The 17,656-nt window shown below is 72.2% G+C and carries 13 protein-coding genes; 6 read left to right on the top strand and 7 right to left on the bottom strand.

The genetic code is table 11. The features are described from left to right. Positions 1-9 precede the first annotated feature (9 nt). The 4 genes from SPRI_RS22400 to SPRI_RS38720 all read right to left on the bottom strand — a co-directional run bounded on the left by SPRI_RS22400 (position 10) and on the right by SPRI_RS38720 (position 6,351). The gene (locus SPRI_RS22400; RefSeq protein WP_053557228.1) at positions 10-1,611 is read right to left on the bottom strand and encodes a DUF5719 family protein; all 1,602 of its coding nucleotides are present in this window, start codon (positions 1,609-1,611) and stop codon (positions 10-12) included. Continuing rightward, positions 1,608-5,402: a glycosyltransferase family 2 protein gene (locus SPRI_RS22395; protein WP_053557227.1), complete on the bottom strand. Its 3,795-nt coding sequence runs from the start codon at positions 5,400-5,402 to the stop codon at positions 1,608-1,610. Before SPRI_RS22395 ends, SPRI_RS22400 begins: the two co-directional genes overlap by 4 nt. 223 nt (positions 5,403-5,625) lie before the next feature. Then, positions 5,626-5,889, bottom strand: a complete 264-nt coding sequence (locus tag SPRI_RS22390) for a WhiB family transcriptional regulator (protein WP_053557226.1) — start codon at positions 5,887-5,889, stop codon at positions 5,626-5,628. A gap of 282 nt (positions 5,890-6,171) precedes the next feature. Continuing rightward, positions 6,172-6,351 (bottom strand): hypothetical protein, encoded by a 180-nt coding sequence (locus tag SPRI_RS38720; RefSeq protein ID WP_162492192.1) that lies wholly within the window; start codon positions 6,349-6,351, stop codon positions 6,172-6,174. A gap of 169 nt (positions 6,352-6,520) precedes the next feature. Here SPRI_RS38720 and SPRI_RS22385 point away from each other — a divergent pair, with 169 nt between their 5' ends. Genes SPRI_RS22385 through SPRI_RS22375 form a run of 3 tightly spaced genes read left to right on the top strand, consistent with a single transcriptional unit; the run spans position 6,521 to position 9,297 of the window. After that, positions 6,521-7,015 carry a cysteine dioxygenase gene (locus SPRI_RS22385; RefSeq protein WP_053557225.1) on the top strand — a complete coding sequence of 165 codons (495 nt, stop codon included), beginning with the start codon at positions 6,521-6,523 and terminating at the stop codon, positions 7,013-7,015. 30 nt (positions 7,016-7,045) lie between these two features. Further along, positions 7,046-8,002, top strand: a complete 957-nt coding sequence (gene cofD / locus SPRI_RS22380; protein ID WP_053557224.1) for a 2-phospho-L-lactate transferase — start codon at positions 7,046-7,048, stop codon at positions 8,000-8,002. After that, on the top strand, positions 7,999-9,297 hold the full coding sequence (locus tag SPRI_RS22375; RefSeq protein WP_053557223.1) for a coenzyme F420-0:L-glutamate ligase: 1,299 nt from the start codon (positions 7,999-8,001) through the stop codon (positions 9,295-9,297). Before cofD ends, SPRI_RS22375 begins: the two co-directional genes overlap by 4 nt. 24 nt (positions 9,298-9,321) lie before the next feature. Here SPRI_RS22375 and SPRI_RS22370 read toward each other — a convergent pair whose 3' ends face one another. The 3 genes from SPRI_RS22370 to SPRI_RS22360 form a co-directional block, all read right to left on the bottom strand. Continuing rightward, positions 9,322-10,329 carry a DNA-3-methyladenine glycosylase family protein gene (locus SPRI_RS22370; RefSeq protein ID WP_005316824.1) on the bottom strand — a complete coding sequence of 336 codons (1,008 nt, stop codon included), beginning with the start codon at positions 10,327-10,329 and terminating at the stop codon, positions 9,322-9,324. A gap of 9 nt (positions 10,330-10,338) precedes the next feature. Further along, on the bottom strand, positions 10,339-11,430 hold the full coding sequence (manB, locus tag SPRI_RS22365) for a mannose-1-phosphate guanylyltransferase (RefSeq protein WP_086025601.1): 1,092 nt from the start codon (positions 11,428-11,430) through the stop codon (positions 10,339-10,341). Between the two features lie 114 nt (positions 11,431-11,544). Then, positions 11,545-12,909, bottom strand: coding sequence for a peptidoglycan recognition protein family protein (locus SPRI_RS22360; protein WP_005316822.1), 1,365 nt, complete (start codon positions 12,907-12,909; stop codon positions 11,545-11,547). A 139-nt stretch (positions 12,910-13,048) separates the two neighbouring features. On the opposite strand from SPRI_RS22360, the gene SPRI_RS22355 reads away from it, so the two are divergent. The 3 genes from SPRI_RS22355 (at position 13,049) to SPRI_RS22345 (ending at position 17,611) form a co-directional block, all read left to right on the top strand. Beyond that, positions 13,049-13,801, top strand: a complete 753-nt coding sequence (locus tag SPRI_RS22355; protein ID WP_005316816.1) for a TIGR03089 family protein — start codon at positions 13,049-13,051, stop codon at positions 13,799-13,801. Positions 13,802-13,984: 183 nt separating this feature from the next. Further along, the gene (locus SPRI_RS22350; RefSeq protein ID WP_005316814.1) at positions 13,985-15,616 is read left to right on the top strand and encodes an LCP family glycopolymer transferase; all 1,632 of its coding nucleotides are present in this window, start codon (positions 13,985-13,987) and stop codon (positions 15,614-15,616) included. A 222-nt stretch (positions 15,617-15,838) separates the two neighbouring features. Next, positions 15,839-17,611, top strand: coding sequence for an LCP family protein (locus SPRI_RS22345; protein ID WP_005316812.1), 1,773 nt, complete (start codon positions 15,839-15,841; stop codon positions 17,609-17,611). Positions 17,612-17,656 lie beyond the last annotated feature (45 nt).

The raw sequence follows: 17,656 nt of genomic DNA, 5'->3' as shown, positions 1-17,656 counted from the left end.
CCGAACGCGTCAGTCGTCCAGCACGGAGAGATCCTGTTCCGCCTCCGGCACGGCCACCATCCCGCGGTCGTCCGGCAGCGTCTGCACGGTGAACATGGGAATGCCGTCCTCGGCGATCTCCAGCGACCGTGACGCGTGCACCGGCCCGCCGGACACCGTCTCGACCGTGAGCGCGTAGGACCCCTTGAGCCCGGCCGGCACCGGAGCGGGCACGGCCAGCGTCGTCCCGGCCTTCACCGAGTACGTCTTGACGACCTGTGTACCGCCCTCGGTCCCCGCCGACGCGGTGACCTTGACCTCGGCGGCCTTCCCCGCCGCCACGAGCGACAGCTGGGAACCCTTGGCCCGGTTGTCCGCCACCGTCGCGCGCTCCCCCACCGGCGCGGCGGCCGGGATGAAGGCGACCTCCTTCTTGTCGCCCTCGCCCCGCACGACACGCAGCGCGGCCACCACCGGGGTGGGCCGGCCGCCTTCGACCGGGCTGAGGACGAGCGATCCGGCCTCGCCCCGGGTGACGTCCTTCAGGTCGAGGCTCGCCGTCATCCCGGACTTCACGTGGAGCGTCTCCGCCCCGGCCGGGGTGATGGTCCCCGTCGCACCCGCCAGCCGCACCTGCAGCTCCGCGTCGTCGTCCCCGGGGGCGAACGCCACCAGCTGCACGGAGGTCGCGTCCGCCGGGATGCCGGGCAGCACGGCCGTGCCCGCCGGGTCGGCGGAGGCGGCCAGCCAGTCGCTGCCGCTGTCCTCCTCCGCGGACCGCACGACGGCGCCGACGCGGCCGGTACGGGTGGTGACGTGAACGGTCACGTCCTCCGCCGGGTCCGCGGTCAGCGTCGACAGCAGGACCGGCAGGCCGGCCCCGCCGGGAACCGGGATGCCCTCGGCCACGGTGGTCTTGAGAGCGCCGTCCTTGCCGTAGAGCTCGACGTCGACGACGGCGGCCGTGTCGTCCGGGTTGGTCAGGTGCACATAGTCCTGGCGCTTGTCGGACAGCGAGGCGCCGGGGAACCAGAAGTCCGTGTCCGGTGCGGTGCAGGTGACACCGAGGAGGCCCCGGCCGCTGCCCGCGGAGACCGAGGTGGTCTGCTGCGCGGTCCACCCGGGGGCGAGGCGGCCGGTGGCCGTTCCGACGAGCGCGGGGGCCTGGCCGCCGCTCTCCTCGGCCGAGACGGGCCTGCCCGGCTCCTTGAGAGCCAGGAAAGGCTTGTCGGACGCGGGCTTCGCGGCCTCGCCGTCCTCCTCCGCCGTGCCCTCGCCGTCCTTCTCGGTCTCGCCGTCCTTGTCCGGCGCGGCCCCGGGATCGGCCAGCGTGGCCGCGGACGGCCGCAGCTCGGCCGTGTCCGCCCCGGCGCCCGCCGCCTCGTCGTCCGTGGCGCCCTCCTTGGCGCCCGCGCCGTCCTTCATCACCGGGGTGAAGGAGGTGTAGCGCGTCTCCGCGAGGTCGGAGCTGCTGGGAGCCGGGCAGAGCAGGCTGGAACGCTCGACGGGCAACCGGGCCGGGGCCACGGCCTGTGTCGTGGCCTCCCCGTCCGGTGCGGTGAGCGAGGCGACGCCGGTCACCGCGGCGAGGGCCGTGGCGACGGCGATCAGGGAGATGGTCGTGCGCTTCACTCTGAGTCGCCTCGCGTCGTGCCGGGGGCTTGCGCCGGGGGCTGTGGGTACGGGCCGCCGTTCGGGTCGCCGTAGCCGTACGGGTCGTACTGCCCGTCCTGCTGGTACTGGCCCTCCGGCTGGTACTGGCCGTCCTGCTGGTACTGGGTGGGGTACTGGCCGTCCTGCTGGTACTGACCGTCGCCGTAGGAAGCGCCCTGGTAGGGGTCCGCCTCGTACGGCTGCTGGTAGCGGGGGTCGGCGTACGACTGGTCGCCGCCGTACTGCTGACCGTCCGCGTACTGCTGCTCGCCGCCGTAGCCCGGTCCCTGAGCCGCGGTCCCGCCGTACCCGCCGTCCTGGTACTGCTGCTGGTGCTGCTGGTCGTACGAGGTCCCGTAGGGCGCGTCCGCGTGGCTCTGCGTCTCCCACTCGCCGTACTGCTGCTGCGGCACCGCCGCCGTGTACGCGGCGGGCTGCGCGGCTTCCTGGTCCTGCTCCAGCGGCCGGGCACCGTCCTGGGCCGTCGGCTCCGTCTCCTCGGCCTCCGCCTCGGCCTGGGCCCGCAGCCTGCGTGCCCGGCGGCCCTCGCCCGCGACCGGCTGCTCCGGTACGGCCACCGGCTCCTCGGGCAGATCGTCGTCGATCTCCCTGCGCCGGCCCGGGAGGGCCAGCACCAGCAGCACGAGGGCGAGGAACGCCTGGATCCAGATCCAGGCGGTGTGGGTGGCGGGGTCCTCGTACGTCAGGTCGAGGCGGCCGCCCTCCGCGGGCAGCTCGAAGCCCTGCGCCCAGCCGTCCACGGTGGTCTTCTTCAGCGGGCGTCCGTCGAGCGTCGCCTGCCAGCCCTCCGCGGCGCGGTCCGCGATGCGCAGGACGCGGCCGGAGCCGCCGACGGGGATCTTCGCGTGCGCCTCGACGGCGTCGGAGGCCACGGGCAGCGGCTCGTCCTTGCCGGTGACGATGGTGGCCCTGGCGACCTGGCGGTCCACCCGCCACAGCGCGCTGCCGTCGAGCTGGCTGAGCCGGCTCAGGCCCGGGGTGGCGTCGAGGACGCGGCTGGTCTGGCGCGGGGCGCCGTCGCGCACCAGCACGTAGCGGATCGCGAAGCCGCTCAGCTGGCTCGTCTGGTCGGCGCCGGAGCCCGCGACCAGGTTGGCAACGACCTTGTCGAGCCGGGCGTCGCTGCCGCCGGTCTCTGTGAGCTCGGCGTCGCCGAGACGGGCGCCGGAACCGCGGACGAGTGTGTAGGAGACCTTCGCGGCGGAAGCCCCGCCGAGGACCAGCGTGCGCGGCTGGTCCTGGGTGTCGCTCTCCTCCGCGACGAACGCCGGCACCTGCACCGGGTCGCGCCGCTCGAGAGGACCGCCGGCACCGCTCAGCATCCAGTTCGCGGCGGCGACGACCGGAGCGAGGCCGGCCGCCAGCGCGACGAGGGCGGCGAGGGGCTGCCGCCAGCCGAAGCTCTGGGCGGCGACACGGCTGCGGCCGCCCTCGGCGCCGAGCACGGCGGCGGCGAGCAGGGCGATGCCGTAGACGAGCGTGGCAGGGCCGGCCCAGCCGGCACCGCTGTCGCCCGAGCCGTTGACCAGTGCCGCGAAGACCAGGGCGACCAGGGCGACCGCCCAGGCGCCGCGGATCGCGAACTGCCGCTCCTCGCGCAACAGGGCGCCGAGCGCCGCGAGCACGATGCCGATCATCAGGAGGCCGCCGACGGTTCCCGGGCCGCCGGGGCTGATGCCCAGCAGGTCGGTCGCGCCCGCCGCGCCGCCGTCGTACGCGAGCCCGGCCTCGCGGAAGAAGCCCGAAGGGCTGGTCAGCAGCGAGAGCGACCAGGGGGCGAGGACCAGCATCGGCGTGCCGACGGAGGCGAGGAAGCGGAGCGCGTAGGCCGTGATGTCCCCGCGTCGCAGCACCAGGACGGCGATGCCGATGACGACGGCGATCGGCCACACGACGGGGGTGAAGGCCGTCGCGAAGGTCAGCAGCAGGGCGTACGCCCAGGTGGCCCGCCAGCTGCCGCGGCCGCCGCCCTGGAGGCGCAGCCCGTGGGCGGCGACCGCCGCTCGGGCGATGAGCGGCAGCACGATCGCGAGGACCGCCGTGCCGAGCCGCCCGGTGGCCAGCGCTCCGGTGGCGGCGGGCAGGAAGGCGTAGGCGACGCTCGCCCACGCCCGCAGCAGCCGGGAGCCGACGATGGGACGGGAGGCGAAGTACGCGGTGAGGCCTGCGAGCGGGACCGAGCAGACGAGCAGCACGGTCAGGGCGAGGCCGGTGGAACCGAGGAAGAGCGCGGAGAGCACCGCGAGGACGGCCAGGTAGGGCGGCGCGGTCTGGGTGCCGCCGGTGCCGATGGGGTGCCAGCTGTCGGCGTAACGGCTCCAGAGGTCGAAGACGTCGGCCGGAGCGGGCAGCAGGGCGCCGCCGGCCAGGGCGCCGCCCGCGAACAGCCCGCGGCAGGCGACGAGCGAGGCGACGAGGAGCAGGGCGAAGAGGAGGGGCCCGGGCTTACGGGCGATCTTCTTGAGCCTGGCGAACTGCTCGATCTCGAGGAAGTCCGCGTCGTCCCCGCCGGGACCCGATTCGACGGCGCCGTGGCGGGAGCCGCCGGAGTCGGCGTCCGAGCCGCCGAAGCCGGAGACGACCTGTTCGACGGTGGCGCGGACGGTCGCGCCGGGCGGCGGGAACAGCGGCCGCAGTTCACTCGCCTCGACGGCCCGCCGGGACCGTCTGCGGCGGCCGGCCAGGATGCGTTCGGGACGCAGCAGGACGCCGAAGAGTCCCATGACCTCGTCGACGGCCTGCCCGGGCACCTTGCCGACGAGGTAGGCGAGGGTGCGCAGCAGTGTGCCGAGGACGATGCGCAGCAGTACATAAGGCAGCGCGACGCCGCGGGTGTTGGTGAGCAGTGTGTAGACGGCGCCTGCTTTGTCGACCCGGTGCGGGCTGGCCACGGACCGGCCGGCGCAGTCGACGGTGCGGCGCTCGCGGGCGGCCGCCTCTGCGTGCCGCAGTACGGCGTCGGGGGCGATCAGGACGCGGTGCCCGGCGGAGTGGGCGCGCCAGCACAGGTCGACGTCGTCGCGCATGAGCGGCAGTCGCCGGTCGAAGCCGCCGAGCTCCTCGAACACGTCGCGGCGTATGAGCATGCCGGCGGAGGAGACGGAGAGGACGGAACGCACCTGGTCGTGCTGGCCCTGGTCCTGTTCGCGGCGGTCGAGTCCGGTCCAGCGCCGCCCGCTGTTGGCGATGGAGACGCCGGTCTCGAGGAGTTGCTTGCGGTCGTACCAGCCGCGGAGTTTGGGGCCGACGATCGCGGCGTGTTCGTCGGAGTCGGCGACGCGCAGCAGTTCGGCGAGGGCGTCGGGCTCGGGCGCGCAGTCGTCGTGCAGGAGCCACAGCCACTGGACGGGCTCGCCGTACGGCAGCTCGGGCATCTCGTAGGCCTCGTCGCGCCAGGTCCTGCTGACGGGGTCCCAGCCGCTCGGCCGCTTCAGGTACGGCAGTTCCTCGGGAGTGAGGACACCGGCGGTGCGAGTCGCCTCTTCGACGGCGGTACCGAAGCCGGTGCGGCGTGCGAGGTGCAGTACGCGGTCGGCGCCGAGGGCTTCGGTGAGCAGTCGGGCCGAGTCGTCGGCGCTGCCGGTGTCGGCCGCGACGACGTTCTGCACGGGGCGTTCCTGGCCGATCAGTCCGGCGAGGGCATCGGGGAGCCAGCGCGCGCCGTCGTGGGAGACGAGCACGGCGGTGACTACGTGCCGCGGGAACTCTGGCGCGGCTGCCGGAACAAACGCGGCTGTGGTGGCGGACATTGAGGTACGGGCCCTCCGGCCGGGGTCACCCCGTAGGGGCTCTGGTGCGTCACGGACGGGGCCCCACACTAACGGCTGGCATGTGGACGGTCCGCAGCCTGTGGACAACCCACAGACGGCGGACCGTTCGTTACGTACGCAGTTGACGCAGTTGTACCGATTGGGCCGGACGTCATCGAGCGGCTCGAGCCGGGCGCGATCGGGCGGCGGGAGGGGCGGTGCTTCAGACGGCTGCCTTCTTCAGGCGCCGGCGTTCCCGCTCCGAGAGGCCGCCCCAGATTCCGAATCTCTCGTCGTTGTTCAGGGCGTATTCGAGACATTCGGAGCGGACCTCGCAGGCGAGGCAGACCTTCTTCGCCTCGCGGGTGGAGCCACCCTTCTCGGGGAAGAAGGACTCGGGATCGGTCTGGGCGCACAACGCGCGCTCCTGCCAGCCGAGTTCCTCGTCCGCGTCCTCGACCAGCAGTTGTTCGAACAGCTCGGTCATGTGCGCCCCTCGTCTGTCTTTGCGTCCCCGTGATGTTGCCGCGATCGTTTTCGGCCGAACGACACGAGTGAAATTACAAGTGTGTGGCTCCGGGCCAGTCAAGCCGAGATCTGCTATTGGGCCCGGTATTCACTCTGCGGAACCAAGGCTATGCGGAAAGTGTTCAAATCACCAAAAAACGTGACACATGCCAGCGGCCTGCTCCGCACCCCGCCATTCCTCGAAAAGGAAGACGCCAGGAACATCGATCTTGTTTCGATCGAGCCGGTGAAGCGATCCGGATCACAGTCCGATCACTTCAGGCCGGATGACGTTTGCAAGCAGGGTTGCTGCCGCATGTGTCCCCGCTTCCCGCTGCACAAACCTTTCTCCGTTCTCCGTAACCGGAAAAGGTGAAACATTGCTGCCAAATCGGGCATTGGGTTGACAGTCGACGAGCGCAACCGTCACCTTTGATTCCATGCCAGCGACCTCAGCGCCCCTCGCGACCCGCCTCCGCGGGTTCCGCAGCGCTGTCCAGGCGCGCTGTTGCTGTTGCTGTTCCAGCTGTTGATGCCCTCGCGCTCCAGCTTCTGCGTCTTCTTCCTGCTCTGCGACATCCCCGCACTTCTGCTGAGGAACCCCCGCACCCATGAACAGCGACAGCGACCTCCAGATCGCCGGCGACATCCTCGCCGTACAGCACCTGCTCCAGCCCGCCCGTGAGCACCCGGCCACCGTGGCCGAGTTCGCCGGGCTCGCCCGCTCCATCGCCGCCGACCGCGCGCAGTGGGCGCACCTCGTCGAATACGACGCCACCACGCGCTGGTACCACCGGCTCGGCACCGGCCCCGGTTACGAGATCTGGCTGCTCAGCTGGGTCCCCGGCCAGGGCAGCGGGCTCCACGACCACGGCCCTTCCTCCGGAGTGCTCACCGTCCTCGAAGGCGAGCTGACCGAGCGCACCGCACGCGGCGAGCGTTCGCTCGAGGCCGGTGCGCAGCGGGTCTTCGCACCCGGCTACGCGCACGAGGTCGTCAACGACTCCCTCGAACCGGCCGTGAGCCTGCACGTCTACTACCCGGGCCTGACCGAGATGCCGATGCACACGGCCGCGAGCTGCACGACGGAGCCGGTTTCCGTCTGACGCCCCGGCGGGACCTGCGAGGATGTCGGCATGCGCATTGTGGTTCTGGCCGGCGGCATCGGCGGCGCCCGTTTCCTCCGCGGTCTCAAGCAGGCCGCGCCCGAAGCGGACGTCACGGTGATCGGCAACACCGGTGACGACATCCATCTGTTCGGCCTGAAGGTCTGCCCGGACCTCGACACGGTGATGTACACCCTCGGCGGTGGCATCAACGAGGAGCAGGGCTGGGGCCGCGAGGACGAGACCTTCCAGGTCAAGAACGAACTCGCGGCGTACGGGGTCGGCCCCGAGTGGTTCGGCCTCGGGGACCGCGACTTCGCCACCCACATCGTCCGCACCCAGATGCTGAGCGCCGGTTATCCGCTCAGCGCCGTCACCGAGGCCCTCTGCGACCGGTGGAAGCCGGGCGTACGGCTCCTGCCGATGTCCGACGACCGCGTGGAGACCCATGTCGCGGTGACGCTCGACGGCGAACGCAAGGTCATCCACTTCCAGGAGTACTGGGTGCGGCTGCGGGCGTCCGTGGCCGCGGAGGCGGTCGTCCCGGTCGGCGCCGAGCAGGCCAAGCCCGCGCCCGGAGTGCTGGAGGCCATCGCCTCCGCGGACGTGATCCTCTTCCCGCCGTCGAACCCCGTCGTCAGCGTCGGCACGATCCTCGCCGTGCCCGGCATCCGCGAGGCCATCGCGGAGGCGGGCGTACCGGTCGTCGGCCTCTCCCCCATCGTCGGGGACGCGCCCGTGCGCGGCATGGCCGACAAGGTCCTCGCGGCCGTGGGCGTGGAGGCGAGCGCGGCGGCGGTCGCGCAGCACTACGGCTCCGGGCTGCTCGACGGCTGGCTCGTCGACACGGTCGACGAGCCGGCGGTCGCCGCCGTCGAGGCGGCCGGCATCCGCTGCCGGGCGGTGCCGCTGATGATGACCGACGTGGACGCGGCCGCCGACATGGCCCGGGCGGCACTGGCGCTGGCCGAGGAGGTACAGGCGTGAGCCCGGCGTCGTACCGGGTCTGGGCGCTGCCCGGACTCGGCGAGGTCCGGCCCGGTGACAACCTCGCCAAGCTGATCGCCGCCACCTCCCCCGGGCTGGCCGACGGGGACGTACTGCTCGTCACCTCCAAGATCGTGAGCAAGGCGGAGGGGCGGATCGTCCGGGCGGCGGACCGCGAGGCCGCCATCGACGCGGAGACGGTACGGGTCGTCGCCCGGCGCGGCACCCTGCGCATCGTCGAGAACCGGCAGGGCCTGGTGATGGCCGCGGCCGGTGTCGACGCGTCCAACACCCCCACGGGCACGGTGCTGTTGCTGCCCGAGGATCCGGACGCCTCCGCCCGCGCGATCCGCGAGGGGCTGCGCGACGAGCTCGGCGTCGACCTCGGCGTCATCGTGACCGACACCTCCGGCCGGCCCTGGCGGACCGGACTGACCGACATCGCGATCGGCGCGGCGGGCGTGCGGGTCCTGGACGACCTGCGCGGCGGCACCGACGCCCACGGCAATCCCCTCAGCGCCACCGTGGTGGCCACCGCCGACGAACTCGCCGCCGCGGGCGACCTGGTGAAGGGCAAGGCCGACGGACTGCCGGTCGCCGTCGTCCGCGGCCTGCCGCACATCGTGGACGACGCCGGCGAGGACGCGAGAGCTCTGGTCCGGATCGCCGCCGACGACATGTTCCGGCTGGGCACCTCGGAGGCGATACGGGAGGCGGTGACCCAGCGCCGTACGGTCCGCGAGTTCACGGACGAGCCGGTGGACGGCGGCGCGGTGCGGCGCGCGGTCGCGGCCGCGGTGACGGCGCCCGCCCCCCATCACACGACGCCGTGGCGCTTCGTCCTGCTCGAGTCCGCCGCCTCCCGCCACCGCCTGCTCGACGCGATGCGTGACGCCTGGATCGCGGACCTGCGCCGCGACGGGAAGTCGGAGGAGTCCGTCGCCAAGCGGGTCCGGCGCGGGGACGTCCTGCGCAACGCCCCGTACCTGGCGGTGCCGTGCCTGGTGACGGACGGGGCCCATACGTACGGCGACGAGCGCAGGGACGCGGCGGAACGCGAGATGTTCGTCGTCGCGACGGGCGCGGGCGTGCAGAACTTCCTGGTGGCGCTCGCGGGTGAGCGGCTGGGATCGGCGTGGGTCTCCTCGACGATGTTCTGCCGCGATGTGGTGCGGGAGGTGCTGTCGCTGCCAAAGACGTGGGATCCCATGGGGGCGGTGGCGATCGGTCACCCCGCCGCCGCGCCCAAGGCGCGCCCGGCGCGGGAGGCCGCCGCGTTCATCGAGGTCCGCTAGCGGCCGCGGAGCCGCCTTCGCGGCTCACCACGCGGCGATGTCGACCTTGCGCATCTTCGGTTCGCGGCGCGGCGGGACACGGCCCGCCAGCAGGATCAGGCGGGCCGCGCGGTGGCGTTGGCCCTCGTAAGGGGCGAGCAGTTCCAGCATCGCCGCGTCGTCGGTGTCGCGTTCCCCGGCCAGTGCGTAGCCGACGATCCGGGGCAGGTGCAGGTCGCCGACGGTGACGGCGTCGGGGGCGCCGTTGCTGCGCTGGATCACCTCCGCCGAGGTCCACGGGCCGATGCCGGGGATCAACTCCAGTCGCGCCATGGCCTGTTCGGGTTCCATCGCCGCGGCTTCCTCCATCCGGCGGGCCACCCGCACCGCGCGCAGGATCGTCGACGCGCGCTTGTTGTCGACGCCCGCCCGGTGCCATTCCCATGACGGGACGAGCGCCCAGGTGCGCGGCTCCGGCATGACGTACAGGCCCTGGTCCGGGCCGGGCGCCGGTTCGCCGTACTTGCGGACCAGCAGCCGCCAGGCCCGGTAGGCCTCGTCCGTGGTGATCTTCTGTTCCAGGATCGAGGGGATCAGGGACTCCATGACGAGTCCGGTGCGCAGCAGCCGCAGTCCCGGCCGCCGGTGCTGGGACGCGGCGACCAGCCGGTGCCGCGGCGTGAAGGCCTCCGGCTCGTCGGCGGCCCCGAGCAGTTCGGGAAGGCGGTCGAGAAGCCACTCCGCGCCCGGCCCCCAGGCCTCGGCCTCGACGGCGCCCGCCCGCAGCGTGACGTGCAGTGTCCCGGGCCCGGCCGGGGTACGGCTGGCCCGCCGGACGGAGCCGTCCGGCGTCATACGGAAGGTGGGATCGGCGGGGCCCCGGCGCAGCGGGCCGAGGACCAGTGCGAGGTCCAGCGGCCACGGCGGGGTCCACCGCCGGGTGCGGGCGGTGGCGGCCGTGGCAGGGACCTGTCGCGGTATCGCCGCGGGTACGCCCGTCGCGCCACCGCGCACGGTGGCGCGGTTCGGGTCCGGTCGGAAGCGCCCTGCCATGCGGCCAGGCTACTGGTCGGAGGAGAAGCGGACCGCGCCCGCCGGGAGCACCGCGTCGCACCACACCCGCGCGCCGTCCCTGAGCTCGTTGTCCTCACCCACGACGGCGCCGTCCCCGACGACCACGCCGGACAGCACCGTACGCGCCCCGATGCGCGCGCCCGCGCCGACGAGTGAGTCGCAGATCACGGCGCCCGGTTCCACGACCGCGCCGGCCAGGACCGTGCTGCCGTCGATCCTGGCGTCCTCGCCGACGATCGCGCCCTCACAGACCACGGTGCCGCCGGTCAGCTTCGCGCCAGGCGCCACCCGCGCGGTCGGCAGCACCAGCCGGTCGCCACGTCTGCCCGGCACGGCGGGAGAGGGAGCACGGCCCAGGACCAGATCGGCGGAGCCGCGTACGAACGCGTGGGGGGTGCCGAGGTCCAGCCAGTACGTGGAGTCGACCATGCCCTGGAGGTGGGCGCCGGCGCCCAGCAGTTCGGGGAAGGTCTCGCGCTCGACGGAGACGGGCCTGCCCCCCGGGATGGCGTCGATGACCGATCGCCGGAAGACATAGGCGCCCGCGTTGATCTGGTCGGTGACGATCTCCTCGGGAGTCTGGGGCTTCTCCAGGAACGCGGTGACGCGCCCGGTCCCGTCCGTCGGGACCAGGCCGAAGGCGCGCGGGTCCTCGACGCGGGTGAGGTGCAGGGAGACATCGGCACCGGAGGAGCGGTGGGTGCCGACCAGGGCCTCGATGTCGAGTCCCGTGAGGATGTCCCCGTTGAAGACGAGAACCGGGTCGTCGGGGCCGGACCGCAGTCGTGAGGCGACGTTGCGGATGGCCCCGCCGGTGCCGAGGGGCTCCTCCTCCGTCACGTACTCGAGGTGCAGGCCCAGCGCGGAGCCGTCACCGAAGTACGGCTCGAAGACCTCCGCCAGGTACGAGGTGGCGAGCACGACGTGCTCGACGCCCGCCGCCCGCGCCCGCGCCAGCTGATGGGTGAGGAACGGCACTCCCGCAGCCGGGACCATCGGCTTCGGGGTGCGGACGGTGAGCGGACGCAGCCGGGTTCCCTTGCCTCCGACCAGGAGGATCGCTTCTGGGGCCAGGTTCAATGCGTTCTCTGCTTCCTGCTGGGGCCGGGCTCGGTCGGTTCGGACCGGCAAGTTTATGAGCTGCCTTCACGGCGGCTCGAGTTGCGTCCGCCGCGGCCCGGCCCCGGTCCTGCGTCAGCGGCCCTGAAGCTTGGCCGCAGCCGTTCTGGCGGTTCCGAGCTTGCTGTAGAGCCGGCCTCCGGGGCAGTCCGTGACATATCCGTCGCGGTGTCCGGAGATGGCGTTGAGCTTGACCTTCACGCCCTTCGCGTACTTGCCGCTGCCGGCCGAGGTGAGCGTGACCTTCCCACTGGGGTTGATCCCGTGCAGCCCCAGCTTCCACGCGGTCAGCTTGGCCACGGCGGTCACCGCGGCCTGCGGCGGATTGGAGGAACTGTACGTGCCGAGCACGGCGATGCCCGTGCTGTTGGTGTTGAAACCCAGCGTGTGCGCGCCGAGCACCGGCTTGGCCACGCCTCCTGCCCGGCCTTCGTAGATGTTTCCGCACTTGTCGACGGCGAAGTTGTAGCCGATGTCGCGCCAGCCGCTGCTCTTGACGTGGTAGCGGTAGATACTGCGGATAACGGAGGGGGCCTCCTTGCAGGTGTAGTTGTTGCCGGTGGCGCTGTGGTGGACGAACGCGGCCTTCACCGAGCCCGTGTAGACGAACTTCTTCTCCCGCCACGACTCGTCGGCGCCCCACCCCTTGCGGGTGACGATGCGCGGCCGCGGGCCGATGTACGGCTTGGCGCCGACCGCGAGGTCGCCCGCGAGGATGTCGCCCGCGGCGGCCGCCTCGGCCTCGGTGTCGGACTGGTTGAGGGCCGGGATCTCGAGGCCGCCGAGCGGGGACCGGCCGACGGTGGGCTCCGTGTCGGGGCCTGCGGCGGCCTGGCCGGTGTCGGGTTCGGGGGCGGTGTCCGTGTCGGGCGCGATGTCCGTGTCGGGGTCCGCGGCGGCCGGGTCGTCGCCGGGGTCGACGAGTTCGAGACGCATGCCCTCGGGCAGCCCGCTCGAGCTGCCGTCGGCGGCCCGCACCCGTACCTCCACGCCGTCCGAGGGGCCGACCCACAGCGGGGCCGTGGAACCGCGCACCGAGCGCGCGTCGCTCTCGACGGTGCCGGGGTCGGCCGCGTGCTCCGAGTTGTGCGTCTCGACCTGCTGCCAGTCGGACCAGACGCCGGACCCGGCGGCCCGGGTGCGTACCTCGACGGTGCCGTCGAGTTCGGTGAACGCGTCCTCCCAGACCACGCCGACGAGCGAGAACGGGTCGACGTCCTGTTCGGGAAGGCCCAGTTCGGGGGTGCCGGGGGAACGCTCCGAGGGGGTTTGGCCGAGGGCCTTCAGTGGCAGGGACTGGGTCGAGCCGGGCACGTCCGGTGCTTGTTGGACCGCGGCGGCCGGCAGGGGCGCGGCGAGCGCGCCGGAAGCGAACGAGAGCGGGATGACGAGCGCGGTCGCGCACGCCACTCCGACGGAAGAAGCCAGGTATCCACGCATGGCAAGGATCCTGGGCCCGGTGCGGTGGGCCGCGCTCGGCGGCAAACCCCCGGCGGAGCGCCGCCCCTTCGGTCCGACCGGAGGACACCGTCACCCGGGCGGCCGCTCCCCGACCGGGCGGCGGCGTACGCTTCTGCGGATGAACGCCAGCGACCGTACCCCCGCCGACCTGCTGCGATCCGCGCTCGCCGCGGACCCCGCGCGCCCCTTGGTCACTTTTTACGACGACGCCACCGGTGAGCGGGTGGAATTGTCCGTCGCCACCTTCGCCAATTGGGTGGCGAAGACGGCGAATCTGCTCCAGGGCGACCTCAACGCGGAACCGGGCGACCGGCTCGCGCTGCTGCTGCCTGCGCACTGGCAGAGCGCCGTCTGGCTGCTGGCCTGCTCCTCCGTGGGCGTGGTCGCGGACGTCGGCGGTGACGCGGCGCGCGCGGACCATGTCGTGGCGGGGCCGGGCCGCTTCGACGACGGGCTCGCCTGCGGCGGTGACCGGATCGCCCTGTCCCTCGCGCCGCTCGGACGCCGCTTCCCCACCCCGCCGGCCGGCTACGCCGACTACGCGGTGGAGGTACCCGGCCAGGGCGACCGGTTCGCCGCCTACGCGCCGGTGGACCCGGACGAGCCGGCCTTGAGGGTCGGAGACCTGGAACTGACCGGTGCCGAACTGGTCGCGCGGGCACGTCAGGACGCGGAGCGGCTGGGTCTCGCGCCGGGGGCGCGCCTGCTGTCCGGCAAGTCGTACGACACCTGGGAAGGGCTGTCCGCGGGGCTGTACGCGCCCCTGGCGGCCGGCGCCTCGGTCGTCCTGTGCCGGAATCTCGGCGAGTTGTCGCAGGACGCCCTGGCCGAGCGCGTCGAGAGCGAGCGGGTCACCGTCACGGCGGTATGACAAGCGCGGGGCGTCCACTCGTGTGGCGCACACTCGGGCCGAGCCCTCCCCGTCCGGCGGCGGCCCCGGTGGATGATCGGCGACAGGCGTGTTTCAACGCACAACCAAGCGCCGGGTTCAGCCGTCTAGACCAGCGATCGGCGGCCCAGCGTGCCGCCGACGCCATGAAGGATGGACGCACACGTGACGGACAAGGCCGGCACGTCGGCGGACCCCGCGGGGTCCGCCGACGCGGACGAGAAGGCGGGATCCGCGGTCGCGGACGGCTCCGCCACGCCCGGCGGCCCGGCCGACTCCGGGAGAGCGGGCGCCGCCCCCGCCGCGGAGGACGGCGACACCGCTGACACGTCCGCCGGCGACACGGCGGGTTCCGAAGCGGACACGACCGACGAGCAGGCCGGGGCCACGGCGGACACGACCGACGAACAGGCCGGGGCCGCGGCGGGCTCCACGGCCGGCCAGGACGTGACGCCCGGCGAGGACGGCCCCGTGGCGCAGGACGGCCCGTCCGCCTCGGCGGACCATGGCCGCACAGGTGACGCGGACGGCGGCCGCGCCGACGGCCCGGCACCCTCGGGCGGAGGCGGACCGGGCGGCGACAACGACGGGAACGGCCGGGGCGGAGACGGCCAGGGCGGCGACAACGGCGGGAACGGCCGGGGCGGGGACGGCGACGAGGGTCCGGCCGGAGGCAGACCTCCACGGCACTGGATGCGCTGGGCAGCCCTCGGCACCTCGCTCGTCCTGCTCGCCGCCGCCGGCGCCGGCTGGTGGTTCTACCGCAAGCTCGACTCCAACATCACCACGGACACGACCGCCGCCGCGGAACTGGAGACGTACGAGAAGGAACGCCCCACGCCCGTCGCCGTCGACGCGCAGAACATCCTGCTGCTCGGCTCCGACACCAGGGCCGGCGAGGGCAACAGCAAGTACGGCCGGGACGAGAACGGCGGCAGCCAGCGCTCCGACACCACGATCCTGCTGCACATCGCGGCCGACCGTAAGAGCGCGACGGCGATGTCGATCCCGCGCGACCTGCTGGTCACCGTCCCGAGCTGCGGCAAGCCGGACGGCAGCCGCTCCAAGGAGCAGACGGCGCAGTTCAACTGGGCCTTCCAGTTCGGCGGGGCGGCCTGCACGATCCGTACCGTCGAGAAGTTCACCGGGGTCCGCATCGACCACCACATGGTGATCGACTTCCGCGGCTTCAAGGACATGGTGGACGCCGTGGACGGCGTCGAGGTGTGTCTGAAGGAGCCGATCGACGACAAGGACGCGCGGCTCAAGCTGCCCGCCGGGCCGCAGACGCTGCACGGCGAGGAGGCACTCGGATTCGTCCGGGCCCGCAAGACGCTGGGCAACGGCAGCGACACCGAACGGATGGAACGCCAGCAGCAGTTCCTGGGCGCGCTGGTCAAGAAGGTGCAGAGCAACGGCGTGCTGCTCAATCCGACGAGGCTCTACCCGGTGCTCGACGCGGCGACGAAGTCGATCACCACCGATCCGGGTCTCGACTCGCTGAAAGACCTTTACGATCTGACCCGCTCGCTTCGGAGCATTCCGACGGAAAAGGTCCAATTCCTCACCGTTCCCCGGCAACCGCACGCCGTGAATCCCAACCGGGACGAGCTCGTGCAGCCGGAGGCGGACCAGCTCTTCAAAAGTCTGCGCGAGGACGATCCGGTCACCGTCGTACCGAACGGCGAACGCGAGGGCGAGGGAACCACCGGGGAGCCGGACACCGGCGGGACCACCGCACCCAGTGCGACACCGACATTTCCCGGCACCAATGCCGCCGAAGGGATGTGTGAGTAAAGCAATGGCCAAACGGAAGCAGAGAGTGCTGACAGATTGGGCGAATTGCCCGGTTGTAAGGGGCGTGGAATTTGTCACGGACGTCGCTCGACGCTGAACTGGACGGATAGTGTGACGCGATCCGGTGCTTCCGACCCTGTGTCGCGCACTGCTGGATCGAAGGACCGAGCGCCTGCCGGGGGAGGCGCGTCGCGTGGCACCCGACGGAGGACTCAAGCAACCGTGGATGCGCAAAGCCGTGGGCGGGCGGACGAGATCGACCCCGCCGACCAGTGGGTACTCAACCCGCAGACCGGCAACTACGAACTGCGACTGGATCAATCCGCACCGCAGTCGATCCCCTCCGCCAGAGGCTCGGGCCGCAGCAGCACAAGAGCCGGCGCGGCCGGCAGCCGCAGTGCCGCCCCGAGGAACCCGGCGTCCGGAAATGGTGCCCGGCGCGGTGCGGCCGCCACGACCACAGAGGTCCCCGAGCAGCGCAGGCGTCGCACCGGTGACGCGTCCGGCGGCCGCGCCGCACAGGCGCAGGCCGGCCGGCGCAAGCGCAAGCAGGGCAAGTCGCGCAAGAAGAAGGTGCTGTTGTGGACGGGCGGCACGCTCGCCCTGGTGATGGTGGGGACGGCGACGGCCGGATACCTCTACTACGAGCACCTGAACTCCAACATCACCTCCGTCCCGGACGACGGCGCCGGCACCGGCGGCTTCAGCAAGGACCGGGCGATCAACATCCTGGTCATCGGCACGGACAAGCGCACCGGCGACGGCAACGAGGGCTACGGCGACAGGAACAGCGCCGGCCACGCCGACACGACCGTGCTGCTGCACGTGTCCAAGGACCGCACCAACGCGACGGCGCTGAGCATCCCGCGTGACCTGATCACGGACATCCCGGACTGTCCGACGACGCAGGAGGACGGGTCGACCAAGACCATCCCCGGGTCACCGAACACCCGCTTCAACGTGAGCCTCGGCCAGTCGGGCCGCACGCCGAGCTGCACCATGCGTACGGTCACCGAGCTCACCGGCATCAAGCCCGACCACTTCATGGTGGCCGACTTCAACGCGGTCAAGACGCTGACCTCCGCGGTCGGCGGTGTGCCGATCTGCCTCGCCAAGGACATAAAGGACCCCGACTCCAAGCTCGACCTGCCCGCGGGCGAGCACGAGATCGAGGGCGAGGAGGCCCTGGCCTTCGTCCGTACCCGGCACGCGGTCGGCTTCGGCGGCGACCTCGACCGCATCAAGCTGCAGCAGCAGTTCCTGAGCGCGCTGATGCGCAAGCTGAAGTCCAACGACACGCTCACCAGCCCGACGAAGCTGGTGAAGCTGGCGGAGGCCGGCACGAAGGCGCTGACCGTCGACTCCCAGATAAACGACATCATGAAGCTCCGTGACCTCGGTCTGGAGCTCGGCAAGTTCGACATGAAGAACCTGACCTTCGCGACCGTGCCCGTGCGGGACAACCCGGCGGAGAAGGTCAAGGCCACGGTCGTGCTCGACGAGAGCAAGGCCGAGTCGCTGTTCGCGATGGTCCGCGAGGACGTCTCCCTGACCGAGGTCGAGCAGAAGAAGCAGCAGGCCAAGGACAAGCAGAACGCCCTTCTCGAGGGCCCCAGGGCCGAGGCGTCCGACGTCCGCGTCGATGTCTTCAACGGCGGCGGCCCGCAGGGCGCCGCAGGGAAGACCCTCGAGTGGCTCCAGAACACCGAGGGCGTTCTGAAGTCCTCCAACGAGGGCAACGCCCCGGCGGACGTGACCAGGACGACCCTCGAGTACGCACCGAACCAGGCCGACCAGGCCCGCGCGCTCGCGGACCTGATGGGCCTGCCTGCCGCGGCGATGAAGCCGGGCACACAGGACGCGGAGGGTCTGACGGCGATGACGCTGACCCTCGGTCCCGATTTCAAGGGCGCAGGGGTGCCCATCACCGGTCCGGCGAAGGTGCCGGACGACATCCAGAAGGTCGGAGCCGACAAGAAGGTCTGTGCCGGATGACGCCGGAGGAACGGCTCGTGACACGAGCCTGAAACCAGGGGGGAC

Origin of the sequence: Streptomyces pristinaespiralis, from assembly GCF_001278075.1 — a bacterium.
In the GTDB taxonomy this organism is placed as follows: Bacteria; Actinomycetota; Actinomycetes; order Streptomycetales; family Streptomycetaceae; genus Streptomyces; species Streptomyces pristinaespiralis.
This window is presented reverse-complemented; position numbering and strand designations above follow the sequence as displayed.

What these genes read in the sequence shown, in the direction of transcription:
- cofD (WP_053557224.1), top strand. Translation starts at nt 7,046, where the DNA reads ATGCGCATTGTGGTTCTGGCCGGCGGCATCGGCGGCGCCCGTTTCCTC.
- SPRI_RS22390 (WP_053557226.1), bottom strand. Translation starts at nt 5,889, where the DNA reads ATGACCGAGCTGTTCGAACAACTGCTGGTCGAGGACGCGGACGAGGAA.
- SPRI_RS38720 (WP_162492192.1), bottom strand. Translation starts at nt 6,351, where the DNA reads ATGGAATCAAAGGTGACGGTTGCGCTCGTCGACTGTCAACCCAATGCC.
- SPRI_RS22355 (WP_005316816.1), top strand. Translation starts at nt 13,049, where the DNA reads ATGAACGCCAGCGACCGTACCCCCGCCGACCTGCTGCGATCCGCGCTC.
- SPRI_RS22385 (WP_053557225.1), top strand. Translation starts at nt 6,521, where the DNA reads ATGAACAGCGACAGCGACCTCCAGATCGCCGGCGACATCCTCGCCGTA.
- SPRI_RS22370 (WP_005316824.1), bottom strand. Translation starts at nt 10,329, where the DNA reads ATGGCAGGGCGCTTCCGACCGGACCCGAACCGCGCCACCGTGCGCGGT.
- SPRI_RS22360 (WP_005316822.1), bottom strand. Translation starts at nt 12,909, where the DNA reads ATGCGTGGATACCTGGCTTCTTCCGTCGGAGTGGCGTGCGCGACCGCG.
- SPRI_RS22395 (WP_053557227.1), bottom strand. Translation starts at nt 5,402, where the DNA reads ATGTCCGCCACCACAGCCGCGTTTGTTCCGGCAGCCGCGCCAGAGTTC.